Here is a 23,914-nt window from a genome sequence, read left to right on the forward strand (position 1 = left end):
GCAGCCGCGGCGCCTGCGCAAGGTCGCGCCGGGGACGGGCGGCACCGAGACCGGCACGCGCTGCCAGAAGGCGCCAGCGGGCCGGAGCAGACGCGGGGCGCCCGGTCGCGCCGCCAGGGTCAGGCCGGCAGCGGGCCGTTCCGCTTCAGGAACTCCCCGGCCAGGTGCAGCGAACCGGCCACCAGCACCCGCGCCGGCGCGGTCACGCGGCGGAAGGCCGCCTCGAGATCGGGCGCAGTCTCGGCCGCCAGCGTCTCCGGCGGCCAGTGCCGGTGGCCCGAAACCGGCACGCCGATCCGCCGCGCCTCCGGCGGAAGGCCCTTCAGGAACGCCTCGCGGTCCTTGGTCTCGAGCATGCCGAGCACCACCACCAGCGGCAGCCCGTCGTCCTGGCGCGCTGCCCAGGCGGCGATGGCCTTCGCCGCCGACGGGTTGTGGCCGCCGTCCACCACCAGGCGAGAGCCTTCGGGCAGCAGGTCGAAGAGCGGCCCGCCCGTGATGGGCTGGAGCCGCGCCGGCCACTGCGCCCACTGCATCGCCCCCACGAGCGCCGCCTGCGGCACGGGCAGCTCTGCCTGCGACAGCAGCATGACAACCGCGAGCGCCGCATTGTCGGCCTGGTGCGCACCGGCCAGCCGCGGCGCCGGCAGCACGACTTCCCGCTCCCCCACGGCCACCATGAGCTGCCCGTCGGGGCTCCGCGCGTCCCACGCTTCGCCCCGCGCCAGTACGGGCGCGCCGGCAAGGGCCGCCACTTCCGCCACCCGCGCGGCAACGGCAGGCGGATAGCGCTGGGTGACGAGCGGCACGCCCCGCTTGGCGATGCCGGCCTTCTCCGCGGCGATGTGGCGGATGGTGGGCCCCAGGATCGCCACATGGTCCATCGAAAGCTCGGCAATCCCGGTGACGAGGGGGGCCTCGACCACGTTGGTCGCATCGAGCCGCCCGCCCAGCCCCACCTCGAGCACGACGGCATCGGCCGGAGTGGCGGCAAAGAGGAGGAAGGCCGCAGCCGTCAGGCTCTCGAAGAAGGAGAGCGGCTGCCCGGCATTGACCCGCAGCACGTCGCCCAGAGCCTCGGCAAGCTCGGCGTCGGTGACCAGCGTGCCGGCAAGCCGGATCCGCTCGTTCACGCGCACGAGGTGCGGCGAGGTAAACACATGGACCCTGAGCCCCGCCGCCTCGAGCCCGGCGCGCAGGAACGCGCAGGTCGAGCCCTTGCCGTTGGTGCCGGCCACGTGAAACACGGGCGGCAGCTTCCGGTGCGGCGAGCCCATGCGCGCGAGCAGCCGGTCGATCCGCGCGAGCGAAAGGTCGGCCGCCCTGATCCGCTGGCTGCCGGCAGCCCGAAGCAGCCGGTCGAGCAGCGGGTCGTCGGAGCGGGCGAAGTCGGTCGCCACGGGCTCAGGCCGGCTCGGGCGTGCGGGTCAGGTGCCGGAGCAGCCGGCCGAGCGTCGCGGCCAGCTCGTGCCGGCGCACCACCATGTCCACCATGCCGTGCGCGAGCAGATACTCGGCGCGCTGGAAGCCCTCGGGCAGCTTCTCGCGGATGGTCGATTCGATGACGCGCGCCCCGGCAAAGCCGATGAGCGCGCCCGGCTCGGCGATGTGCACGTCGCCCAGCATCGCGTAGCTCGCCGTCACTCCGCCCGTCGTCGGGTCGGTCAGCACCACCACGTAAGGAACGCCCGCTTCCTTCAGGCGCGCCACCATCACCGTCGTGCGCGGCATCTGCATGAGCGAGAGGATGCCCTCCTGCATCCGCGCTCCGCCCGCTGCCGTCACCATCACGAAGGGCCGCCGCTCGGCCAGCGCCACCTCGGCAGCCCGCACGAAGGCCGCGCCAACGCCCACGCCCATCGAGCCGCCGAGGAAGGCGAAGTCCTGCACGCCGACGACGCTCGGCACCGTGCCGATCGTGCCCTTGGCCAGCGCCAGCGCATCCGCCTCGCCGGTCGCCGCCCGCGCCGCCTTGAGGCGCTCGGGGTAGCGCTTCAGGTCGCGGAACTTCAGCGGGTCATCCGCCGGCATCTCGACCGGGATCCGCTCGAAGACGGCGCCGTCGAACAGCAGGGCGAAGCGGGCGGCCGGGCCGATCCGCTCATGGTGGCCGCAGGCCGGGCAGACCGAGAGGTTCGCCTCGAATTCCTTGGTGTAGAGCATCGTCCCGCAGCCGCGGCACTTGGTCCACAGATTGTCGGGCACGTCGCGGCGGCCGAGGATCTGCTGGATCCGCGCCCGCCCCCGGGTCAGCCAGCTCATCGCCGCCTCAGGCCGCAAGCTTCCGCGGCGCAGCGCGCACCGCTGCGGCCAGACGCGCGACGAAGGCGCGCACCTCGCCCGGCACGTCGTTCGCCCCGCGCGCTGCCGCCTCGCCGATGAGATCGACGATCGCCGAGCCCACCACCACCGCATCGGCATGGGCGGCCACCATCGCCGCCTGCGCCGGAGTCCTGACGCCGAAGCCCACTGCCACCGGCAGCCGGGTCGAGGCCTTCAGTCGGGCGACCGCTGCCGCCACCTCGGCCTCCGCGGCGCTGTTCGCGCCCGTGATTCCGGCCACCGCCACATGGTAGAGGAAGCCCGAGGCACCCGCGAGCACGGTGGGCAGCCGCCGGTCGTCGGTCGTCGGCGTGGCAAGCCGGATGAGATGGAGCCCTTGCGCCGCAAGGTGGGGCGCCACCTCGTCGGCCTCCTCGGGCGGCAGGTCGACGAGGATCACCCCGTCGACCCCGGCTGCCGCGGCGTCGCGGGCGAACCGCTCCGGCCCGTAGGCAAGCACCGGGTTCACATAGCCCATGAGGACGAGCGGCGTCTCGGCATCGCGCGCGCGGAAGCCCGAGACGATCGCGAGCAGCTTGGCCAGCGTCACCCCGGCACCCAGCGCCCGAAGGTTGCCGGCCTGGATCGACGGGCCGTCGGCCATCGGGTCGGAGAAGGGCATGCCGAGCTCGAGGATGTCGGCTCCGCCCTCGACGAGGGCCTCGAGGATGGCGGGCGTGAGTTCGGGCGAAGGGTCCCCGCCGCAGACGAAGGTGACGAGCGCCGCGCGCGGGGCAACGCCAGCGAACCGCCGCGCCAGCCGGTCCCCGCCCGGCCCCGCGCCTGCCCCCTTGGCGCCCGCCTCGGCGCTCGCCCCCCCCGCCGCCGCCGCCGCGCCGCTCACAGCGAGACGCCCAGCGCCCCGGCGGCGGTGAAGATGTCCTTGTCCCCCCGGCCGCAGAGGTTCATGAGGATGATGCGCTCCCGCCCCATCTTCGGCGCAACCTTTGCCACATGCGCCAGCGCATGCGCCGGCTCGAGCGCCGGGATGATGCCCTCGACGCGCGCAAGCAGGGCAAAGGCCTCGAGCGCCTCGGCGTCCGTCACGCTTGCGTAGCGCACCCGGCCGATCGCGTGGAGCCAGGCGTGCTCGGGCCCGATTCCGGGGTAGTCGAGCCCGGCCGAGATGGAGTGGGCGTCGAGGATCTGCCCGTCGGCATCCTGCAGGAGATAGGTCTTGTTGCCGTGGAGCACGCCCGGCCGCCCGCCGCTGATGGAGGCCGCGTGCGCGCCGCTCTCGAGGCCCTTGCCCGCCGCCTCCACGCCGACGAGCTCGACCGGGTCGTCGAGGAAGGGGTGGAAGAGGCCGATCGCGTTCGAGCCGCCGCCGACGGCGGCGACGCAGAGGTCGGGAAGCCGGCCTTCGGCAGCGAGCATTTGCGCCTTCGCCTCCTCGCCGATCACCGCCTGGAAGTCGCGCACCATCGCCGGGTAGGGGTGCGGGCCGGCCGCGGTGCCGATAATGTAGAAAGTGTCGGCCACGTTGGTCACCCAGTCCCGGAGCGCTTCGTTCATCGCGTCCTTCAGGGTCTTCGAGCCGCTCTCGACGGCGCGCACCTCGGCACCAAGGAGGCGCATGCGGAACACGTTGGGCGCCTGCCGCTCCATGTCGCGCGCGCCCATGTAGATGACGCAGGGCAGCCCGAAGCGCGCGGCGACCGTCGCGGTCGCAACGCCATGCTGGCCCGCGCCCGTCTCGGCGATGATCCGGGTCTTGCCCATCCGCTTGGCCAGCAGGATCTGGCCGAGGCAGTTGTTGATCTTGTGCGCGCCCGTGTGGTTGAGCTCGTCGCGCTTCAGATAGACCTTCGCGCCGCCGAGGTGGTCCGTCAGCTTCTCGGCGAAGTAGAGCGGGCTGGGGCGGCCCACGTAATGGGCGAGAAGATGGTCGAGCTCGGCGCGGAACGCCGGGTCGGCCTTGGCTTCTGCATAGGCCGCCTCGAGGTCGAGGAGGAGCGGCATCAGCGTCTCGGCGACGTAGCGGCCGCCGAAGGCACCGAAGTGGCCGCGCGCGTCGGGCCCGGTCCGGAGCGAGGGGGAGGGGTCGCGGTCAGCCACGGCCGGCCTCTCTAAGGAAGGCGGCGATCTTCGCAAGCGACTTGACGCCCGGCGCCTCCTCCACGCCGGAGGAGACGTCGACGAAGGTTGCGCCCGTCACCCGGATCGCCTCGGCTACCGTCTCCGGCGCAAGCCCGCCGGCGAGGATCCAGGGGATCGCCGGCCGCGCCCCGGCGAGGATCCGCCAGTCGAAGGCAAGGCCATGGCCCCCCGCGATGGCTGCGCCCTCCGGCGCCCGGGCGTCGAGGAGGAGGGCATCGGCGTGGGCGAAGTCGCGGGCGAGCGCGCGGATGTCGGCAGCCGAGCGCACCCCGGCCGCCTTCCACACCGGAAGCCCGAAGCGCGCCCTGACCTCGGCCAGCCGCGCCGGGCCTTCCTGCCCATGGAGCTGGATGGCGCCGATGCCGGCCGCAACGGCGGCTTCGAGAAGCGCATCGTCGGCATCCTGGAACACGCCGACGGGCAGCACGCCGGGCCGGCGGGCGCGGGCGCGGGCGATGAGGGGTGCCGCGGCAGCGGGCGTGACCGCGCGCGGGCTTGCGCCCACGAACACGAACCCCAGCGCATCGGCAGCCGCCGCGGCCTCGACTGCCTCGGGCGTTGTCAGGCCGCAGATCTTGACCTTCGCGCTCAGAAGCCGAGCTCCGCGGCGATCGCGGCTGCGGCCGCGGCCGGGTCTGCCGCCGCGGTGATCGGCCGGCCCACCACCAGCACCGAGGCCCCGGCCGCGAGGGCCTCGGCCGGCGTCATCACCCGCTTCTGGTCGTGCGTCCCGGCCCCTGCCGGCCTGACACCCGGCACCACGAGGAGCGCCTCGGGCCAGGCGGCGCGCAGGCCCCTGACCTCGTGCGGCGAACAGACGCAGCCGTCGAGCCCGGCGGCCCGCGCCAGGCCGGCCAGCCGCTCGGCCTGCGCGGCCGTGCCACCGGCCACGCCGGCAGCAGCGAGATCCGCATCGTCGAGGCTGGTCAGCACGGTCACCGCCACCACCCGCGTGGCTGCGGGCGCCGCATCGCGCGCGGCCGCCATCATGTCCCGGCCGCCACCCGCATGGACGGTGAGGATCGAAGGCCGAAGCGGCGCGACCGCCCGGACGGCGGCGGCGACCGTGTTCGGAATGTCGTGGAACTTGAGGTCAAGGAACAGCGGCAGGCCGGAGGCCTCGGCGAGCGCCCGGGTCCCCTCCGGACCGTGCCGGCAGAACCACTCGAGCCCGAGCTTGAGGCCGCCCAGATGCGGCCGCGCGGCCGCGACGAGGGCCTCGGCCCGCGCGCGCTCGGTCGTGTCGACCGCAAGATGGAGGGGCGAGGACACCGATGGTGCGGGGCGGCTCAGGTGCCCGGCGGCGGCGGCGCCTGGGGAATGGCCTGCGGCGGGATCGCCTCGGGCGCGGCGGGCGGTGCACGAGGCCCGGAGGCGGGCGCGGGTGGCGCGGCCGGCGGCCGCAGCAGCTCGACCCGCGCCTGCTCGAGCCGGGCGGAGAGGCTTTCCACCTCCTTCTCGAGCTTCGCGATCTGCCGCTTCAGGAGGAGGCGCTGGCCGCGGATGAAGAGCGACATCGGCACATAGACGAGGGCGAGGATGAGAAGGATGAGGACAGGCAGGCGGACATAGACGGTGGTGTCGGGCCAGACCGTCACGCCCACCTTCTCGGCGTTCGTCAGGATGCGGTTGGCCGGCGAGAGGAAGCCCGCATCGTTCATGACCGAGAAGTGCCAGTTGGCAACCGCGAACAGCACGAGCCCGACGGCCAGCAGCAGCAGCAGGAACCAGCGCAGGTTGTTCAAATCTCCCCCTCCACTGGTTCGAGCCCATCGGCCCGGAGCGCTTCCATCAGCCGGTCGACCGCCTCGCGCAGCGCATGCGGGTCGACCGAGCGAAGCACGAAGTTCGCCCCCGTCCGCCCCTCGCGCCAGAAGGGATAGGAGCCGATCTGCACCGTGTCAAAACCCCGCTGCACCTCGGCGAGGAGGCCTGCAACCCGGCTCTCGGCCGTCCATGCGCCGACCGCTGCCGAGAGCACCGGCCGGCCCCCGGCAAGCTTGCCATCGAGGCCGCGCAGCATCCCCTGGGTGATCTTGGGCACGCCTGCGAGGATGAAGAGCCGGCCGAGCCGGATGCCGGGCGCGCCCGTCTCGGGGTTGGGGATGAGCTCGGCGCCTTGCGGCACCCGCGCCATCCTGAGGCGCGCCTCGGTGATCCGGTCGCCGTAATAGGCCCGGAGCGCCGCTTCGGCCTCCGGGTGCATCACGACCGGCAGGCCAAGGGCGGCCGCGATCGCATCGACCGTGATGTCGTCGTGCGTCGGGCCGATCCCGCCGGTCGTGAACACATAGTCGTGGGCGGCAAGGCAGGCGGTCACCGCCTCGCCGATTGCCGCCATCTCGTCGGGCACCACCCGGGCTTCCTTCAGGCGGATGCCCTGGATGTTGAGCCAGCGTGCGAGGTAGGCGAGGTTCGCATCCTGCGTGCGGCCCGAGAGGATCTCGTCGCCGATGACGACGAGGGCGGCGGTCCACACCCGCTCGTCCGTCGTCGCCCCGCTGCCCGCGCCCGCCGGAAGTCGGCCGCCCCCGTCCTCGCCGCCCCCGTCCTCGCCGCCCACGTCGTCGCCGCCCGCGCCCATGCCATTGCCCTACCAGCGGCCAGGGCCTAAATCCACGGGGTGACCGGGGCCGATCTCGACGAGCGCACCATCGTCATCCATGATGCCGAGGGGTTCGCCGGCATGCGCAAGGCCGGCAGGCTGGCGGCCGAGGTGCTCGACATGCTGGTCCCCCATGTCCAGCCCGGCGTTTCCACACTCGCGCTCGACGCGCTCGCCTACGAGTTCATCCTGGCGCGCGGCGCGGTGCCCGCCACCATCTTCTACCGGGGCTACAGCCATTCGCTCTGCACGTCGGTCAACCATGTCATCTGCCACGGCATCCCTTCCGAACGCCCGCTGCGCGAGGGCGACATCGTCAACATCGACGTGACCGTCGTGGTCGACGGCTGGCACGGGGACACCAGCCGCATGTACTATGTCGGCACGCCGCCCTTGAAGGCGCGCCGGCTCGTCGACCTCACCTTCGAGTGCCTCTGGCGCGGTATCGAAGCCGCCCGCCCGGGCGCCCGCCTCGGCGACATCGGCCACGCCATCCAGACCCATGCCGAGAAGAACCGCTGCTCGGTTGTGCGCGACTTCTGCGGCCACGGCCTCGGCCGGCGGTTCCACATGGCTCCCAATGTCGTCCACGCCGGCCGCCCGGGAACGGGGCCGGAGCTCGTGCCCGGCATGTTCTTCACCATCGAGCCGATGCTGAACCTCGGCCGGCCCGAGTCGAAGATCCTCGAAGACGGGTGGACGGCCGTCACGCGCGACCGGTCGCTTTCCGCCCAGTTCGAGCATTCGGTCGGAATCACGGAGGATGGCGTGGAGGTCTTCACGCTCTCGCCAGCCGGCCTCGACCGGCCGCCCTACCCGGTCTGAGCCGCGTGCCCGGCCGGCGGCCCGGCGCGTCGGACCTTGAGGCCGGCCTTCCGGGCCTGTGGGACACGCCCCCGGCAGCGCCTCCCCCCGGCCCCACCGGCTCCCCCGCCGGCTCCCCCGCAACCCCGTCCGCCCCGCCAGCGCGGCGCCGGCACGACCCGGCGAACGACGCCAAGGGCCACCGCAAGCGCCTGCGCGCCCGGCTGCTTGCCGTGGGCCCAGAGGCGCTCCACGACTATGAGCTGCTCGAATCCGCCCTCTTCCTCGCCTTCGCCCAGGCCGACACCAAGCCGCTTGCGAAGGCGCTGCTGCGCGAGTTCGGCGATCTTCCGGCCGTGCTCGCCGCCTCGCCGGCGGAGCTGCGCGCCCGCACCCGCGGCCTCGAGGGGGTGAAGGGCCTCAACCCCGAGACCGGTCTCGGCGATGCCGCCATCGGCGCCATCAAGACCATCCACGCCATTTCCGTGCGGGCGCTGCGCCGCCAGGCGCTGCGCGGGCCGGTGCTCTCGTCGATGGACATCGTCCTCGACTATCTCCACCTCGACAAGGCCGGGCTGGTTGCCGAGCAGTTCCGCGTGCTCTTCCTCAACACCAAGAACCGCCTCCTGCGCGACGAGCTGCTCTGGGAAGGCACGGTCAACCACTCCCCCGCCTATCCCCGCGAGATCGTGAAGCGCGCGCTCGAGCTCGGCGCGTCTGCCCTCATCCTCGTCCACAACCACCCCTCGGGAGACCCGACCCCCTCGCGCGACGACGTGGCCCTCACCCGCCAGGTGGTCGCTGCCGCCGCCCTCCACGACATCACCGTCCACGACCATCTCGTCATCGGCCGCGAGGGCCACGCGAGCTTCCGCGCCCTAGGCCTGCTCGCCGCCTGAGAGCGCCCCGCCCCGCTCCTGCCCCCCTTTCTGCCGCGGCCCGCCCGGCCCGCCTCAGCCCCGCCGCCGGCTGAGCTCGTCGCCCGCAAGGCGCGCCACGTGGATGACATTGGTGCTCCCCGGCACCCCGAACGGCACGCCAGCCATCAGCACCAGCCGGTCCCCGCCCTCGGCCACCCGGTGCCGAAGCGCCATCCGCTTCGACTTCTCCACCATCTCCTCGAAGCCCGAGACGTCGCGCGTCGTCACCGCGTGCACACCCCAGACGAGGCCGAGCCGCCGCGCCGTCTCGCGCATCGGCGTGAGCACCAGGATGGGCGCCGGGATCCGCTCGCGCGCCACCCGCCGCGGCGTCGAGCCCGAACGTGTGAAGCAGACCAGCGCCCGGGCGCTGATCACCTCCTGGATCGTCCGCGCCGCCGCGCCGATCGCATCGGCCGTCGTCGGCTCGGGCTCGGCGGCGGCGAAGCTCATCTGCTGGCGCCAGGCCGGGTCCCGCTCCACCTCGCGGGCAATGGCATCCATCATCGCCACCGCCTCCACCGGATACTGGCCGGCCGCGCTCTCGGCCGAGAGCATCACCGCGTCCACCCCGTCGTAGATGGCATTGGCCACGTCCGAGACCTCGGCCCGGGTCGGCGCCGGCGCCGAGACCATCGACTCCAGCATCTGGGTTGCCACCACCACGGGCTTGCCCGCCCGCCGCGCCACGGCCACCAGCCGCTTCTGGGCCCCTGGCACCAGCTCGGGCGGGAGTTCCACCCCGAGGTCCCCGCGCGCCACCATGATGGCATCGGCAAGCTCGACGATCTCCTCGATGGCGGCCAGCGCCTGCGGCTTCTCGATCTTGGCCATGAGCGCCGCCCGCCCGCCGATGAGCTTCCTGGCCTCGGCGACATCGTCGGCCCGCTGGACGAACGAGAGTGCCACCCAGTCGACGCCGAGCTCGAGCGCGCGCGCGAGATCCTCCCGGTCCTTCGGCGTCAGCGCCGCGGTCGGCACCACCGTGTCAGGGAGGTTCAGGCCCTTGCGGTCGGAAAGCAGCCCGCCGGTCACCACCTCGGCCACCGCGTGCGATTCGCCCACCGCCAGCACCTTCAAGACCACCCGGCCGTCGTCGAGCAGCAGCCGGTGCCCGGGCCGGAGCGCCGCCAGAATCTCGGCATGCGGCAGCTCCACCCGCTCGTCATCGCCCGGCGCCGGGTCGAGGTCGAGGCGGAAGCGCTGCCCGGCGCGCAGCCGGACCGGCCCGCCGGCAAACCGGCCGATGCGGATCTTCGGGCCCTGGAGGTCGGCCAGGATGGTCATCGGCCGGCCGGTCTCGGCCTCGAGCGCGCGCACCGTGCCGATGAGCGCCGCCCGCTCGTCTGCCGTCCCGTGGCTCATGTTCACCCGGAAGGCATCCGCCCCGGCGTCGAACAGCGCGCGGATCCGCTCGCGCGTGGCCGACGCCGGCCCGAGCGTCGCCAGCACCTTCACGTTGCGCTTGCGCGGCGGTCGATGCTCCATGGTCCCTCCGCTGGGTCGGCGCTTGCCGGGGCCGGCGCCGCCCCCATATCGCCGGCACGCGCGAACGCCAGCCCTCGGCGCCGCGCATGGGAGGTGCCGATGCCAGACCCCGCCACTCCTGAACCCGCCGCCGCGGAACCCGCCGTCCTCGCCGACCCGGCGACGCGCGACCGGCTCGAGGCCGCCGCCTTCCGCCGCCTGCTTGCCCACCTGCGCCTCAGGGACGACGTCGCCAACATCGACCTCATGGGCCACGCCGGCTTCTGCCGGAACTGCCTTGCCGACTGGCTTGCCGAGGCGGCGGCCGAGGCCGGCCTTCCGCTCGACCGCGAGGCCGCCCGCCTCCACGTCTACGGCGAGCCCTACGCCGCGTGGAAGGCACGCCAGCCCGCCGCCACGCCCGAGCAGATCGCCCGGATGGAGGCGAGCGAGGCCGAGACGCGGCGGCGCCGCGCCGCCGCGCGCTGACCCCCGCCGCGCCGCCTAAACCCCGCCCTCTCCCCGCCGTGAATGTGGGTGGAGGTGCGCCATGCGGATGGAAGCGGAACGTCTCGTCGCCGAATCGCCTGCCGAGCTGCTCCAGCTCGCGGCCGAGGGCGGGGAGCCGCCCATCTCTCCGCGCGTGCGCGCGCTTGCCCGGTCCCGCCGGCGGCTGCGCCAGCGCGCGCTGGCAGACGCCCTGCTGCTCACGGCCGGAGTCGCTGCCGCACCCCTTCTCTTCACCGAGCTTCCCGATCGGCTGCTGGCCGGGATCGCCGCGGCTGGCGCCGCGCTCGTCGTCTTCCTCGCCCGCCGCGACCAGGATCTCGCCGCTGCAGCCGAAGCCGCCCGCGCCGCCCGCCACGCCATGGACGGGCGCGGCATTTCGCTCTCGGAATGGCATGCGGGCGCCGAACTCCCGGCCTGGGCCGCACGCCCCCGGCCCCGCGACTAGCCGCCTGCGCCCCTCCGTCCCGGCCCTCCTCCGGCGCGGCCAGAATCCGCTCGCCCCCGGGCGCCGTTTCGTGTATGGAACGGCTCAGGAGCAAGGCACGGACTCGGTCTTTGAACAATCGGCGACTGCAGCTGTCGAGTGCCCGGACCCTGCCCTCCCCCCGGTCAGCCACGCGCTTCCCGCCTCCCGGCGGCACGGCGGGGCATTCCGCCGGGCCGTCGGGCAGCGCGGAGCCGAGAGGGTCGCGCCGTCGGTGGTGAAGCCGCGACCAGGTCCGGTCGCACACGAGAGAGAGTGAGATGAGTTACGACGACAAGAGGCGTGGCGGTCGCGGACGCGGCGGTGACCGGCGCAAGGGCGACTGGGACGATTTCGGTGGCGGCTTCGGCGGCCCGGGCGGCTTCGGCGGGTTCGAGGACCGGGGCGGCTTCGGCGGCGGGCGCTTCGGCGGCCCAGGCGGCGTCAGGTTCGGCGGCCCCGGCGGAGGGCGGTTCGGCGGCCCGCGCACCCCGCCGCAGATCGTCGGCGAAGCCTCGGGCAAGGTCAAGTTCTTCAACCGCGAGAAGGGGTTCGGCTTCATCGTCCGCGACGACGGCGGCGAGGACGTGTTCCTCCACATCTCCGCCCTCGAGCGCATCGGCCGCGACAACATCGCCGAGGACCAGACGCTCAAGTTCAACCTCGTCGAGCGCAACGGCCGCATCTCGGCCAGCGACATCGAGCTCACCGGCGACATCCTCGAGGTGCAGGACCGCGGGCCCCGCCCGCCGCGCCCTGCCGTCGGCGAGCGGGGCGGCGAACGCGGGTTCGACCGCGGCGGGTTCGGCCGGCCGCGCGGCCCCCGGCCCGACCCGGTGACGGACGGCGTCCGCTACGACGGCACGGTCAAGTTCTTCAACGGAACCAAGGGGTTCGGCTTCATCGCCCGAGATGACGGCGGCGCCGACGCCTTCGTCCACATCTCCGCCGTCGAGCGCGCCGGCCTCGCCAGCCTCGAGCCCAACCAGCGGGTCAGCTTCGAGCTCGAGACCGACCGCAACGGCAAGCAGGCCGCAGTCAACCTTTCGCTCGGCTGATCCCGCCGGCCTGACCCGCGCCGGGCGCGCTTCCGCCCGGCGCCGGCGGCTGGTCGCAGGCCGCCGAGCCGGCCACGCAGGGTTCGCCAGGCAGCCCGCTCCGCTCCACCTGGAGCGTCGCATGCCCGATGCCGAACTCGCGCGCGAGCCCGGCGAGCGCGTCGGCGAGCAGCGCGTCATCCCCTCCGCCCGGCACCACGAGATGCGCGGTCGCCGCCGTCTCGGTCGCGCTCATGGGCCAGACGTGCACGTCATGCACCGCCACCACGCCGGGCCGCGCGGCAAGCCACGCCCGCACCGCCTCCACGTCCACGTGGGCAGGCACGGCATCGAGCGCGAGGTCGAGCGACCGGCGGAAAAGGCCCACCGCCGACCAGAGGATGACGCCAAGGATCGCGAGCGTCACCGCCGGGTCGACCCACCAGGCCCCGGTCAGGAGAATGACGCCGCCGGCCACCAGCACCGCGGCCGAGACCCCGGCATCGGCCAGCAGGTGCACCACGGCCGCCCGGCGGTTGATGTCGGCGGCACTGCCGCGCAGCACCAGCGCCGAGCCGACGTTGACCACGACCGCCGCCGCTGCCGCTGCCATCACCGGCCCGCCCGGAGGCGCGGGCGCGGCGGCCAGGAGCTTGCCCACCGCCTCGACTGCCAGAAGGCCGCAGGCGAGCAGCAGCAGCACGGCATTGGCAAGCGCTGCCAGCACCCCGGCCTTGCCCCACCCGTAGGTGCGGCGGGCGCCAGCCGGCCGCGCCGCGGCCCAGGCCGCAAGCCCGGCAAGCAGGAGCCCGGCCACGTCGCCGGCGTTGTGGCCGGCATCGGCAAGCAGGGCCGACGAGCCGATCGCGAGGCCCACCCCCACCTGCACCACGACGATCCCGACGTTGAGGAGGATCGCGACCGCATAGCGGCCGGCACCCACCGGCCCTTCGTGATGATGGGCATGGGGGCCGTGCGGGTGCGCTGCCATGGTCCGAGCCTGCCGCGCCGGGCCCGGACCGTGCAACCGCCATCTTGACCTCCGCCGCCCACCGTCTAATCTTGAGCTCGAAAGTCGGATTTCCGACGCTGGGCGGCAGGCTGGGCCTGGGCCTCTGAGGGGGCGGGATCCGCGGGCGAGGTCGAGCGGGCCGGGGTTGGCGGGTCAGCGCCGGTCCGGGTCGCGGGGCCAGGTCGCGGCCGTGGGCGAGGCCTGTGGCCCGGCGTCGGACGAAAACCGGAAGGCAGGCGAGCGGTCATGCTGAGATTGTCCAATTTCGCCGACTATGGCGTGGTCATCATGACCGCGGCCGCCCGCGCCGAGGGCGCGCTGGTTGCGGCAAGCCAGGTCTCGGGGCTGACCGCCATCCCCGTCCCCACGGTTGCCAAGCTCATGAACCATCTCGCCCGCGCCGGCCTTCTCGTCTCCCACCGCGGAGTCGCCGGCGGCTTCGCGCTCGCCCGCCCGGCCGCCGAGATCAGCCTTGCCGACATCGTGGAAGCCATCGACGGGCCCATCGCGCTCACCCACTGCTGCACCGACAACCGCGAATCCTGCGAGCTCTTGAGCCACTGCGCCGTCCGCCTCCACTGGGAGCCGGTCAACCGCGCCGTGCGCGACGCGCTCTCGAAGGTAAGCCTGGCGACGCTTGCCGGAGTCGGCGAGGAGGTGCCGGCATGAGCCTTCCCGAGACACTGCGCGAGGAGGTCCGCAACCCCGAGGCCGCGGCCGCAGTCGAGGCGCTCTCCACCTACAGGTGGGGCTTCACCTCCGACGTCGAGCAGGAGTTCGCGCCCAAGGGCCTCTCGGAGGAGACGGTGCGCTTCATCTCGGCGAAGAAGGGCGAGCCGGAGTGGATGCTGGAGTGGCGCCTCAGGGCCTTCCGCCTCTGGCAGCAGATGGAGCCGCCGCAGTGGGCGAAGCTCTCCATCCCCCCCATCGACTACCAGGACGCCTACTATTACGCGGCGCCCAAGACGAAGCCGGCGCTTAAGTCCCTGGACGAGCTCGACCCCGAGATCCGCCGCACCTACGAGAAGCTCGGCATCCCGCTCGAGGAGCAGAAGGTGCTCGCCGGTGTCGAGGGCGCGCGCCGCGTCGCGGTCGATGCCGTGTTCGACTCGGTCTCGGTTGCCACCACCTTCCGCGAGGAGCTGAAGAAGGTGGGCGTCATCTTCCTCTCCATCTCCGAGGCCATCCGCGAGCATCCGGAGCTCGTCCGCCGGCATCTCGGCTCGGTGGTTCCCGTTCGCGACAACTATTTCGCCTGCCTCAACAGCGCGGTCTTCTCCGATGGCACCTTCGTCCTCGTGCCGAAGGGCGTGCGCTGCCCGATGGAGCTGTCCACCTATTTCCGCATCAACGCCGAGAACACGGGCCAGTTCGAGCGGACCCTCATCGTCGCCGAGGAGGGCTCTTACGTCTCCTACCTCGAGGGCTGCACCGCCCCCATGCGCGACGAGAACCAGCTCCATGCCGCCGTCGTCGAGCTCATTGCCGAGACCGACGCCGAGATCAAATATTCCACCGTCCAGAACTGGTATCCCGGCGACCGCGAGGGGAAGGGCGGCATCTACAACTTCGTCACAAAGCGCGCGCTCTGCCGCGGCGCGCGCTCCAAGGTCTCCTGGACCCAGGTCGAGACCGGTTCGGCCATCACCTGGAAATATCCGTCCTGCGTGCTGATGGGTGAGGAGTCGGTCGGCGAATTCTACTCGGTTGCCGTCACCAACAACTTCCAGCAGGCCGACACCGGCACCAAGATGATCCACCTGGGCGCGCGCACCCGGTCGCGGATCATCTCCAAGGGCATCTCGGCCGGCCGCTCGAACAACAGCTACCGCGGGCTCGTGCGCATCGGCCCGTCGGCGACAGGCGCGCGCAACTTCACCCAGTGCGACTCGCTTCTGCTGGGCGACCGCTGCGGCGCCCACACCATCCCCTACATCGAGGTCAGGAACCCCTCGGCCCAGGTCGAGCACGAGGCGACCACCAGCAAGATCTCCGAGGACCAGAAGTTCTACGCGATGAGCCGCGGCCTTCCCGAGGAGGAAGCGGTCGCCCTCATCGTCAACGGCTTCTGCCGCGAGGTCCTCCAGACGCTCCCCATGGAGTTCGCCGTCGAGGCGCAGAAGCTCCTCGGCATCAGCCTCGAAGGATCGGTCGGATGATGCTCGAAATCAGGAACCTGCACGCCTCGGTCGACGGCCGCGAGATTCTGAAAGGGCTCGACCTCTCGGTCCGGGCCGGCGAGGTCCACGCCATCATGGGCCCCAACGGCGCCGGCAAGTCGACGCTCGCCTACGTGCTCGCCGGCCGCGAGGGCTACGAGGTGACGGCAGGCTCGGTCACCTTCGACGGCACCGACCTGCTGTCCATGGCCCCGCACGAGCGCGCCGCCGCCGGCCTCTTCCTCGGCCACCAGTATCCGGTCGAGATCCCCGGCGTCTCCAACCTCCTCTTCCTGCGCACCGCCATCAACGCGCAGCGGAAGGAGCGCGGCGAGCCCGAGATCTCGGGCGCCGACTTCATGAAGCGCGTCCGTACCGAGGCGGCCGCGCTCGGGCTCGACATGGAGATGCTGAAGCGCGGCGTGAACGTCGGCTTCTCCGGCGGCGAGAAGAAGCGGAACGAGGCCTTTCAGCTCGCCATGCTGGAACCGCGCCTTGCCATCCTCGACGAGAGCGACTCCGGCCTCGACATCGATGCGCTGAAGGTGGTGGCCGGCGGAATCAACCGCTTCATGGGACCCGAGCGCGCCGTCCTCCTCATCACCCACTATCAGCGCCTGCTCGACCACGTGCGGCCCACCCACGTCCATGTCCTGATGGACGGCCGAATCGTCGAATCGGGCGGGCCCGAGCTTGCGCTCCGCCTCGAATCCGAGGGCTACGAGCGGCATGCGGCCTGAGCTCCCCACCCGCCGCGACGAAGCGTGGCGCTGGGCCGACCTGCGCCACGCCGAGGCCTTCCTCGAGACCCCTGCACCGGCCAACGACGCGCTTCCCGAGACCGACCATCTCTGGCTCGACCTTGCCGGCCCCCGCCAGCTCTTCGTCGCCGGCCAGCCGGTCGGCGCGGCAGCGCAGGCGCCCACGCCCGACCGCACGCTGCCACGCCACCCCCTTGCCGACCTTGCTGCCGCGCGCGCAACCGCAGGCGCCACCCTCGAGATCCCGGCCGGCGCGGACGCCGGCCTCGTCCAGCTCCTCCACGTGGGCCGCGGCGGCGCCGCCCACGGCATCACCCGCGTCATCCTCGGGGCGGGTGCCCGCCTCACCCTCGTCGAGAGCTTCGCCGACGAGGGCCAGGACCACTGGCTCAACCACCGCCTCGACGCCGAGCTTGGGCCGGGCGCCGAACTCGTCCGGGTCTCGCGCACCCTGTCGGGCCACGGTCTCGTCTCCGACCGCGCTGCCGTCCGCATGAGAGAGGCAAGCCGCTTCGTCCACCTGACCCTCGGTCTTGGCGCAGCGTCGCTGCGCGCCGAAGTCGAGGTGCTCCTCGAGGGCGCCGGCGCCCACGCCGAGGTGGATGGCATTCTGCTTGCCGACGGCGCGGCCGTGCTTGACGCCCTGACCCGGCTCGACCACCGCGTCCCCGACACCTCGAGCCGCCAGCGCTGGCGGCTGGTGGCCGGCGGCACGGCCCAGGCCTCGATCGCCGGCGGCGTGGCAGTTGCCCGCCACGCCCAGAAGACCGATGCCGAACAGTCGCTGAAGGCGCTCCTCCTGCGCCGCACGGCCGCCGTCAACCTTAAGCCCGAGCTCGAGATCTTCGCCGACGACGTGGCCTGCGCCCATGGCTGCACCGTGGGCGAGCTCGACCGCGCCGCGCTCTTCTACCTCGGAACCCGCGGCGTGCCCCCCGCCGAGGCCGAGGCGCTGTTGACCCTCGCCTTCGTCGCCGACGCGCTCGCCGGCCTGCCCGAGGGCGCGCTTCAGGACGCGCTCGATGCCGAGGCGCGGGCCTGGCTCGCCCGCCACGCCGGAGGCCGGGCATGACCGCGCTGCCGCTCGCTGCTGCCCACGCGCCGACCCCGCGCCTCCTCGACCTGCGGGGCGAATTCCCGGCCGTGCCCTCCGACTGGGCCTATCTCGACGCCGCCGCAACCGCCCAGAAGCCGCGCGCCGTCATCGAGGCGATCACCCGCGCCTACGCGGAAGACTATGCAACCGTCCACCGCGGGGTCTACGCCCGCTCGGCCCGCATGACCGAAGCCTATGAGGCAGCGCGCGAGACGGTTGCCCGCTTCATCGGCGCCAGGCCTGACGAAATCATCTTCGTGCGCGGCGCGACCGAGGCGATCAATCTCGTGGCGCAGAGCTGGGGCGCCGCCAACGTCGGCCCGGGCGACCGCATCCTCCTCTCCCTCCTCGAGCATCACTCCAACATCGTTCCCTGGCGGATGCTCGCCGACCGGGTCGGCGCCGAAATCGATGTCGCGCCCCTGACCGAGGATGGCCGGATCGACGAGGCCGCGCTCGTCGCGCGCATCGGCCCGCGGACGAAGCTGGTCGCCATCGCCCATGTCTCGAACGTGCTGGGAAGCGTGGCCGACGTTCCCCGCATCGCCGCGGCTGCCCACGCCGCGGGCGCGAAGCTCCTGGTCGACGGCTGCCAGGCTGCACCCCGCATGGCGCTCGACATGGCGGCGCTCGGCTGCGACTTCTACGCCTTCTCCGGCCACAAGCTCTATGGGCCGACCGGCATCGGCGTGCTCTGGGCGCGGGGCCATCTGCTCGCCGCGATGCCGCCGTGGCAGGGCGGCGGCGCGATGATCGAGGAGGTGCGCTTCGAGCGCGTCACCTATGCCTCGCCGCCGCTCCGCTTCGAGGCGGGCACGCCGCACATCGTCGGCGCCATCGGCCTTGCCGCCGCCATCCGCTGGGTGGAGGAGGTGGGCATCGCCGCGATCGAGGCGCACGAGGCCGCGCTCACCGCCATGGCCCGCGCCGAGCTCGAGGCGCTCGGCGTGCGCGTGCTTGGCCCGGCCCGGTCGGCGGGCATCCTCTCCTTCGCGGTCGGCGAGGTCCATCCCCACGACGTTGCGACCATCCTTGACGAGAGCGGGGTTGCGATCCGCGCCGGCCATCACTGCGCCCAGCCGCTCATGCGCCACCTTGGCGTCCCGGCCACCGCCCGGGCCAGCGTCTCGGCCCACACCACGCCTGCCGACATCGGCCGCCTCGCCGAAGGCGTGAAACGCGTGCAGAGGATCTTCGGATGACCCACGACCAGCCCATCCGCCGCTTCGAGGTCGAGATCGTGGACCAGGTGCCGCCGCCGCCGAAGGCACCGCCGCTCGGCGCCCCGCCCGCGCCCCCCAGCCCCGCGAGCCCCGCGTCCGCCGCCCCTGCCCCGTCCGCCACCGGGGCCCCGGATGCCGGGCGCCCGCGCGACTTCCTCGAGGGCTTCCTTGGGGCATCCCCCAACCCGCCCGCCGGCGAAGACCCGCTGCGCGAGGCGGTGATCCAGGCGCTGCGCGACATCTATGACCCCGAGATCCCGGTCAACATCTATGACCTTGGCCTCATCTACGGAGTCGAGATCGTCGACGGCCATGTCACCATCACCATGACGCTGACCACCCCGCACTGCCCCGTGGCCGAATCGATGCCGGGCGAGGTGGAGCTGCGCGTGCTCGCCGTCCCCGGCGTGGCCAGCTGCGACGTCAACCTGGTCTGGGATCCGCCGTGGAACCCGGCCTCCATGTCGGACGAAGCCCGGCTCGAACTGGGGATGCTCTGATGGACTCGCCTTCCGTCCCCGCCCCGGCGGCGCCTGCCGCCGAGGCCCCTGCGACCCGGCGCGCCGCCCGACCGCGCCCGGCGCCGCTCACCCTCACGCCTGCCGCCGAGGCGCGGATCGCCCACCTCATCGCCACCGCACCGCACCCGGTCGCCGGAGTCCGCCTCTCGACCCCGCGGCGCGGCTGCTCGGGCCTGTCTTACGCGCTCGACTATGCGACCGAGGCGAAGCCGGGCGACGAAGCCATCGAGACTCCGGCGGGCACGCTCTTCGTCGACGGCGCCTCGCTCCTCTACCTCATCGGCAGCGTCATGGACTGGAAGGAAGACGACTTCTCGGCGGGATTCGTCTTCCAGAACCCCAATTCCAAGGGCAGCTGCGGCTGCGGCGAGAGCTTCACCGTCTGAGCCCTGGCACGGCCGGGTGGCGGGCAGCCGGCAGCGATCGGGGCCGAGGGGGAGGGGCCGAGGGGGCAGCCGGTCAGACGCGGGGGCCGGTCGAGCGAGGGACAAGGAGCATGTCCCGTTCGCGCCGCGCGCACGCGTCGCGCTGGCCGTGCGCACGCCAAGCCGCTAGCCGGAAGCCATGTTCCCCGCGACCCGCGCCGCCGCACTCGCAAGGCTCGAGGCCTTCCTGCCCCGCGCCGGCCGCGCCTACGCCGAACGGCGCAACCTCGACGAGGGGCCGGGCCGGCGCACCGACGTCTCCGGGCTCTCGCCCGCCATCCGCCGCCGCCTCGTCACCGAGGAGGAGGTCGCGAAGGCCGCCGTTGCCGCCCATGGCCTCGCCGCAGCGGAGAAATTCGTCGCCGAGGTGTGCTGGCGCAGCTACTGGCGCGGCCATCTCGAAACCCGGCCCGCGCTGTGGCAGCGCTACCGCGATGACCTCGCCCGGCTCGACTCGGCCCTCGGCCGCGACGCGTCGCTTGCCGCCCGCTTCGCGGAGGCCGTTTCGGGCCGCACGGGCATCGACTGCTTCGATGCCTGGGCGCACGAGCTCGTCGAGACCGGCTACCTCCACAACCACGCGCGCATGAACTTCGCCAGCATCTGGATCTTCACCCTGCGTCTCCCCTGGCAGCTCGGCGCCGCCCACTTCTTCCGCCACCTGCTCGACGCCTGCCCCGCCTCCAACACCCTGTCCTGGCGCTGGGTCGCCGGCCTCCAGACCGCGGGCAAGACCTACCTCGCCCGGCCCGAGATCATCCGGAAGACCTCGCTCGGCCGCTTCCGGGTCGATGCCCCGCTGGCAACCGCCGCGCCGCCGCCCCCGCCCGAGCCGCCCGCCCCCCTCGTGCCGCTCGCCCCCCTGCCCGCGGCCGACCCGGAGGCCCGCACCGGCGTCTTCCTCCACACCGAGGACTTGAGCCCCGAAACCCTCCCCCTCCCGGCGCACCCCGTGGCCCTTGCTGCCGTCGACGCAATCGGCGGCGACCCGGCGGAACTCAAGCGCGCTCACGCCAACGCCGCGCTCGAGGATGGCGTGGCCCGCGCCGCCGCGCACTTCGGGCTCGAACCCGAGCGCCTGCCGGAAGCGGCGCTCGAGGAGGCGATGCGCGGCTTTGCCGCCCGCCACCGCCTCGCCCAGATCCTCACCCCCTTCGCGCCCGTCGACCCGGTCGCCTCCCGCCTCGCCCGCCTCGCCGCCACCCTTGCCGGCGATGGCGTCCGCCTCGTCCCCCTCCGCCGCGCCTGGGATGCCCGCGCCTTCCCGCACGCCGGCCGCGGCTTCTTCGCCTTCCGCCAGGTCATCCCGGAGCTCGTCGGGTGAGGCCGTTCCGCTGCTCCGCCCCGCTCGACGGGTGTTCGCCCCTGCTGCTCGCCTCGCCCCACTCGGGCACCCACGTGCCGCGCGCCGCGCTTGCGCGCACCTGCGCGCCGCCGTCGGCGCTGCGCAGGCTCGAGGATGCGCACGTCGGCCGGCTTCTCAGCGCGGCCAGCGCCCACGCGCCCCTCATCGAGGCCACCCACGCCCGCGCCGTCATCGACTTGAACCGCGCCGAGACCGACATCGACCCCGAGACGGTGGAAGGCATGGCCGCCGACCGCCCGCTTCCCGAGCGCACGCGGGCCGGCTTCGGCCTCTTCCCGAAGCTCGCCGGCCCCGGCCAGCCGGTGCTCGCCCGGCCGCTGCCGCGCGCCGAGGCCGTCGCCCGCATCGCCACGCTCCACCGCCCGTGGCACGCGGCCCTCGCCGGGGGGCTCGCAGCGGCCCGGGCGCGCCACGGCATCGCCCTCCTCCTTGACATGCACTCCATGCCGCCCGTGAGCCCGGGCGGGCCGCACGTTGTCCTCGGCGACCGCCACGGCACCAGCGCCGCGCCTGCCCTCGTCGATGCGCTCGAGGCGGCGTTCCGCGCCCGCGGGCTCGCAACCGCCCGCAACCACCCCTATGCCGGGGGCCACACGCTCGAACGGCATGCCCGGCCTGCCGAGGGCCTCCATGCCATCCAGGTCGAGCTCTGCCGCAGCCTCTACATGAACCCCGAGACGCTCGAACCCCACGCCGGCTTCGCCCCGCTTGCGGCGCTCCTCGCCGACGTGGTGGCCGAGCTCGTCGCCACCCTCTCCCCCCTCTCCCCTGCCCTCCCCCTCGCTGCGGAATAGCCCCGTGCCTCACGCCCCTCGCCCGCCCCACGCCCTCCTCATCGGCGCCGGCTGCTCCGGCTTCACCACCGCCAAGCGCCTCAAGGACGAGAGGCTATCCTTCGACTGGTTCGAGATGTCGGACCGCATCGGCGGCAACTGGGCCTATGGCAACCCCAACGGCCGCTCCGCCGCCTACCAGAGCCTCCACATCGACACCTCCAAGTGGCGCCTCCAGTTCGAGGACTTCCCCTGCCCGGCCGACTGGCCGGATTTTCCCCACCACAGCCTGATTGCCGCCTATTTCGAGGCCTATGTCGACCACTTCGGCCTCCGCCCCCTGGTGCGCTTCCGCCACGAGGTCCGCCGGGTGTGGCAGGAGGGTGCGGACTGGTTCGCCGAGGTCGAGGGGCCCGGGGGCAGCGCCACCCATGGGCCCTACAGCCATGTCATCGTCGCCAATGGCCACCACTGGGATCCGAACGTACCCGAGATCCCCGGCACCTTCTCCGGCCACGAGTTCCACGCCCGCCACTACCGCTCGCCCTTCGAGCCCATCGACTGCCGGGGGAAGACCATCGTCGTCATTGGCCTTGGCAACACCGCGGTCGACATCGCCTCCGAGCTCGGCCAGCGGTCGCTCGAAACCCGCCTCATCGTCTCGGCCCGGCGGGGTGTGTGGGTGCTGCCGAAATATCTCCACGGCAGGCCCATGGACAAGACTCCCGCCCCGCCCTGGATGCCGGGCTGGCTGAAGCGTCGCCTCGGCGCCGCCGCCATCCGCCGCGCTGTCGGCCGCATGTCGGACTACGGCCTCCCCGAGCCCGACCACGCCCCGCTCGAGGCCCACCCCACCGTCTCGTCCGAGTTCCTGCTGCGCTGCGGCAACGGCGACATCGAGGTGAAACCGATCGTCACCGCGAAGGAGGGGGACCAGCTCGTCTTCGCCGACGGCAGCCGCGAGCGGGTCGACATCCTCATCCACGCGACCGGCTACCGGCTCTCCTTCCCCTTCCTCTCGCCCGAGGACGCGCCCGTCCGGAACAACCACCTCCCCCTCTTCAAGCGGATGGTGCAGAGCGACCCGCGCCTCCATGGGCTCTGGTTCATGGGCCTCGCCCAGCCGCTCCCCACGCTGGTCAACTTCGCCGAGCAGCAGGCGAAGCTGCTCGCCGCCTTCATGAGCGGCCGCTACGCCCTCCCCTCCCCTGCCGAGATGGACCGCATCATCGCCGCCGACGAGGCCACCCACCGCGGCCACTATTACGCAAGCCCCCGCCACACCATCCAGGTCGACTTCGACACCTACTGCCACGATCTCAAGGCCGAACTCGCCCGCGGCGCGAAGCGCGCCCGCGTCGCGGCCTAGCAACGGGAGACAGAGGCCTCCGGCGGCCGGGGCCTGAGGCCCCGGACCCCCCATCGGACTCAGCGTTCGCGCCGCACCGAAGGCAGCGCAAACCGAGGCGCCGCGGGCATTGACGCGCGCGGGATGCCTGATTCCGGTCGCTGTATCAGAGGGATGAAGGGCCTGCGGCGCTTCAAGCTGCGCGGACCTCGCCGCCGCGCTCCGGAAGGAAACTTCGGGGGGTGCAGGGGCGTCACGCCCCTGCCCGCCGGAGACCCTTCCTTCTCCTCCGTGCGTCTCTCCGTCCCGCATCCGGTCGCCCCGGGGTCGCAGGTCAGGGAGTGCCGATCACGTCGAGGCCCTCGGCGCGGGCGGCTTGGGCGAGGGCCGCATCGAGGGTGGCGAGCGTCGCGCCGTGGTGGCGGGCGCATTCGAGATAGGCGGCGTCATAGACCGTGAGGCCGTGGAGGGTGGCGAGCGCGAGCGTTGCGCCGATCGCGCCGGCGCCGCGCTGGTCGTCGTGGATCGGGAGGGCAGCGACATCGGCGAGAATGAGGGGAGGAAGCGCGGCCGCGATGCGCCCGCGTCGGGCGGCGGCGAGGAGGCCATTGGCAACCTCGTAGCGCCACAGGGCGGGGACATGCGCGCCCTCCCGGGCAAGGCGGGCCTCGAAGGCGTCGAGACCGGGGGCGCCGTCTTCGGCGAGCGCGACGGCGAGGATGTACGAGGCATCCACCACGAGGGCCATGGTGGACCCGTTACCGGCGCCCGTCGTCGATCAGGGCGCGGAGGTCGGCGGGTCCAAGGCCGGTCTTCAGGCGCGCGGCACGCTTGCGCAGGCGCCGGAGCGCGGCCGTGCCCGCATCGGGCGCCGGGGCGGGGACAAGGCGGGCGACGGGGCGGCCGCGGTGGGTGATGGTGACGCTCTCGCCGGCGCGCGCGCGGGCGAGCAGGCGGGACCAGTGGGTCTTGGCGTCATAGGCGGAGATGTCAGCCACCACT

27 protein-coding genes are annotated in these 23,914 nt (G+C 73.1%); 15 read left to right on the top strand and 12 right to left on the bottom strand.

The annotated features are described in order from the left end of the window. Positions 1-119: 119 nt before the first annotated feature. The 8 genes from H3H34_RS11460 to H3H34_RS11495 all read right to left on the bottom strand — a co-directional run bounded on the left by H3H34_RS11460 (position 120) and on the right by H3H34_RS11495 (position 7,006). Positions 120-1,400: a bifunctional folylpolyglutamate synthase/dihydrofolate synthase gene (locus H3H34_RS11460; protein ID WP_194745420.1), complete on the bottom strand. Its 1,281-nt coding sequence runs from the start codon at positions 1,398-1,400 to the stop codon at positions 120-122. A 4-nt stretch (positions 1,401-1,404) separates the two neighbouring features. After that, complete coding sequence (gene accD / locus H3H34_RS11465) at positions 1,405-2,262, bottom strand: acetyl-CoA carboxylase, carboxyltransferase subunit beta (RefSeq protein WP_194745421.1); 858 nt, start codon at positions 2,260-2,262, stop codon at positions 1,405-1,407. A 7-nt stretch (positions 2,263-2,269) separates the two neighbouring features. Then, the gene (trpA, locus tag H3H34_RS11470) at positions 2,270-3,082 is read right to left on the bottom strand and encodes a tryptophan synthase subunit alpha (protein WP_194745561.1); all 813 of its coding nucleotides are present in this window, start codon (positions 3,080-3,082) and stop codon (positions 2,270-2,272) included. Positions 3,083-3,162: 80 nt separating this feature from the next. Next, positions 3,163-4,380, bottom strand: a complete 1,218-nt coding sequence (gene trpB / locus H3H34_RS11475) for a tryptophan synthase subunit beta (protein ID WP_194745422.1) — start codon at positions 4,378-4,380, stop codon at positions 3,163-3,165. Further along, positions 4,373-5,014: a phosphoribosylanthranilate isomerase gene (locus H3H34_RS11480; protein WP_194745562.1), complete on the bottom strand. Its 642-nt coding sequence runs from the start codon at positions 5,012-5,014 to the stop codon at positions 4,373-4,375. The genes trpB and H3H34_RS11480 overlap by 8 nt, the downstream gene beginning before the upstream one ends. Beyond that, positions 5,011-5,694: an orotidine-5'-phosphate decarboxylase gene (pyrF, locus tag H3H34_RS13725; protein WP_194745423.1), complete on the bottom strand. Its 684-nt coding sequence runs from the start codon at positions 5,692-5,694 to the stop codon at positions 5,011-5,013. Before pyrF ends, H3H34_RS11480 begins: the two co-directional genes overlap by 4 nt. 17 nt (positions 5,695-5,711) lie before the next feature. Next, positions 5,712-6,167 carry a hypothetical protein gene (locus H3H34_RS13730; protein WP_194745424.1) on the bottom strand — a complete coding sequence of 152 codons (456 nt, stop codon included), beginning with the start codon at positions 6,165-6,167 and terminating at the stop codon, positions 5,712-5,714. Continuing rightward, positions 6,164-7,006 carry a competence/damage-inducible protein A gene (locus H3H34_RS11495; RefSeq protein WP_194745425.1) on the bottom strand — a complete coding sequence of 281 codons (843 nt, stop codon included), beginning with the start codon at positions 7,004-7,006 and terminating at the stop codon, positions 6,164-6,166. The genes H3H34_RS13730 and H3H34_RS11495 overlap by 4 nt, the downstream gene beginning before the upstream one ends. 30 nt (positions 7,007-7,036) lie before the next feature. On the opposite strand from H3H34_RS11495, the gene map reads away from it, so the two are divergent. Beyond that, positions 7,037-7,852, top strand: coding sequence for a type I methionyl aminopeptidase (map, locus tag H3H34_RS13375; protein WP_408033959.1), 816 nt, complete (start codon positions 7,037-7,039; stop codon positions 7,850-7,852). Positions 7,853-7,857: 5 nt separating this feature from the next. Continuing rightward, complete coding sequence (radC, locus tag H3H34_RS11500) at positions 7,858-8,730, top strand: RadC family protein (protein ID WP_328831952.1); 873 nt, start codon at positions 7,858-7,860, stop codon at positions 8,728-8,730. Between the two features lie 54 nt (positions 8,731-8,784). Here radC and pyk read toward each other — a convergent pair whose 3' ends face one another. Next, the gene (gene pyk, locus H3H34_RS11505) at positions 8,785-10,239 is read right to left on the bottom strand and encodes a pyruvate kinase (RefSeq protein ID WP_194745427.1); all 1,455 of its coding nucleotides are present in this window, start codon (positions 10,237-10,239) and stop codon (positions 8,785-8,787) included. Between the two features lie 99 nt (positions 10,240-10,338). Between pyk and H3H34_RS11510 the strand changes: the two genes are divergently transcribed. From H3H34_RS11510 to H3H34_RS14035, 3 genes are all read left to right on the top strand, one after another. Further along, complete coding sequence (locus H3H34_RS11510; protein WP_194745428.1) at positions 10,339-10,707, top strand: DUF1244 domain-containing protein; 369 nt, start codon at positions 10,339-10,341, stop codon at positions 10,705-10,707. A 61-nt stretch (positions 10,708-10,768) separates the two neighbouring features. After that, the gene (locus H3H34_RS11515; protein ID WP_194745429.1) at positions 10,769-11,173 is read left to right on the top strand and encodes a hypothetical protein; all 405 of its coding nucleotides are present in this window, start codon (positions 10,769-10,771) and stop codon (positions 11,171-11,173) included. Between the two features lie 299 nt (positions 11,174-11,472). Continuing rightward, entirely contained in the window at positions 11,473-12,249 is a 777-nt protein-coding gene (locus tag H3H34_RS14035) for a cold-shock protein (RefSeq protein WP_194745430.1), read from the top strand. Here H3H34_RS14035 and H3H34_RS11525 read toward each other — a convergent pair. Then, complete coding sequence (locus tag H3H34_RS11525; protein WP_194745431.1) at positions 12,230-13,219, bottom strand: cation diffusion facilitator family transporter; 990 nt, start codon at positions 13,217-13,219, stop codon at positions 12,230-12,232. The genes H3H34_RS14035 and H3H34_RS11525 overlap by 20 nt on opposite strands. A gap of 267 nt (positions 13,220-13,486) precedes the next feature. Here H3H34_RS11525 and H3H34_RS11530 point away from each other — a divergent pair, with 267 nt between their 5' ends. The 10 genes from H3H34_RS11530 to H3H34_RS11575 all read left to right on the top strand — a co-directional run bounded on the left by H3H34_RS11530 (position 13,487) and on the right by H3H34_RS11575 (position 22,933). Continuing rightward, complete coding sequence (locus H3H34_RS11530) at positions 13,487-13,909, top strand: SUF system Fe-S cluster assembly regulator (RefSeq protein ID WP_328831957.1); 423 nt, start codon at positions 13,487-13,489, stop codon at positions 13,907-13,909. Continuing rightward, entirely contained in the window at positions 13,906-15,399 is a 1,494-nt protein-coding gene (gene sufB, locus H3H34_RS11535; protein ID WP_194745432.1) for a Fe-S cluster assembly protein SufB, read from the top strand. The genes H3H34_RS11530 and sufB overlap by 4 nt, the downstream gene beginning before the upstream one ends. Beyond that, the gene (gene sufC, locus H3H34_RS11540; RefSeq protein ID WP_194745564.1) at positions 15,399-16,139 is read left to right on the top strand and encodes a Fe-S cluster assembly ATPase SufC; all 741 of its coding nucleotides are present in this window, start codon (positions 15,399-15,401) and stop codon (positions 16,137-16,139) included. Before sufB ends, sufC begins: the two co-directional genes overlap by 1 nt. Further along, a complete protein-coding gene (locus tag H3H34_RS11545) occupies positions 16,129-17,232 on the top strand; it encodes a SufD family Fe-S cluster assembly protein (RefSeq protein WP_194745433.1) in 1,104 nt (367 codons plus the stop codon). Before sufC ends, H3H34_RS11545 begins: the two co-directional genes overlap by 11 nt. Then, complete coding sequence (locus H3H34_RS11550) at positions 17,229-18,458, top strand: aminotransferase class V-fold PLP-dependent enzyme (protein ID WP_194745434.1); 1,230 nt, start codon at positions 17,229-17,231, stop codon at positions 18,456-18,458. The genes H3H34_RS11545 and H3H34_RS11550 overlap by 4 nt, the downstream gene beginning before the upstream one ends. Beyond that, entirely contained in the window at positions 18,455-18,979 is a 525-nt protein-coding gene (locus tag H3H34_RS11555; RefSeq protein ID WP_194745435.1) for an SUF system Fe-S cluster assembly protein, read from the top strand. The genes H3H34_RS11550 and H3H34_RS11555 overlap by 4 nt, the downstream gene beginning before the upstream one ends. Then, a complete protein-coding gene (locus H3H34_RS11560; RefSeq protein ID WP_194745436.1) occupies positions 18,979-19,386 on the top strand; it encodes a HesB/IscA family protein in 408 nt (135 codons plus the stop codon). The genes H3H34_RS11555 and H3H34_RS11560 overlap by 1 nt, the downstream gene beginning before the upstream one ends. 178 nt (positions 19,387-19,564) lie before the next feature. Next, positions 19,565-20,749 (top strand): FAD-binding domain-containing protein, encoded by a 1,185-nt coding sequence (locus tag H3H34_RS11565; RefSeq protein WP_194745437.1) that lies wholly within the window; start codon positions 19,565-19,567, stop codon positions 20,747-20,749. Further along, entirely contained in the window at positions 20,746-21,585 is an 840-nt protein-coding gene (locus H3H34_RS11570; RefSeq protein WP_194745438.1) for an N-formylglutamate amidohydrolase, read from the top strand. Before H3H34_RS11565 ends, H3H34_RS11570 begins: the two co-directional genes overlap by 4 nt. A gap of 4 nt (positions 21,586-21,589) precedes the next feature. Then, positions 21,590-22,933, top strand: coding sequence for a flavin-containing monooxygenase (locus tag H3H34_RS11575; RefSeq protein WP_194745439.1), 1,344 nt, complete (start codon positions 21,590-21,592; stop codon positions 22,931-22,933). A 313-nt stretch (positions 22,934-23,246) separates the two neighbouring features. On the opposite strand, the gene H3H34_RS11580 is transcribed toward H3H34_RS11575, so the two are convergent. Next, positions 23,247-23,660: a type II toxin-antitoxin system VapC family toxin gene (locus tag H3H34_RS11580; protein ID WP_194745440.1), complete on the bottom strand. Its 414-nt coding sequence runs from the start codon at positions 23,658-23,660 to the stop codon at positions 23,247-23,249. A 10-nt stretch (positions 23,661-23,670) separates the two neighbouring features. After that, positions 23,671-23,910, bottom strand: coding sequence for a type II toxin-antitoxin system Phd/YefM family antitoxin (locus tag H3H34_RS11585; protein ID WP_194745441.1), 240 nt, complete (start codon positions 23,908-23,910; stop codon positions 23,671-23,673). Positions 23,911-23,914: the final 4 nt, after the last annotated feature.

The organism is Thermaurantiacus tibetensis (assembly GCF_015354055.1).
Taxonomy (GTDB): Bacteria; Pseudomonadota; Alphaproteobacteria; order Sphingomonadales; family Sphingomonadaceae; genus Thermaurantiacus; species Thermaurantiacus tibetensis.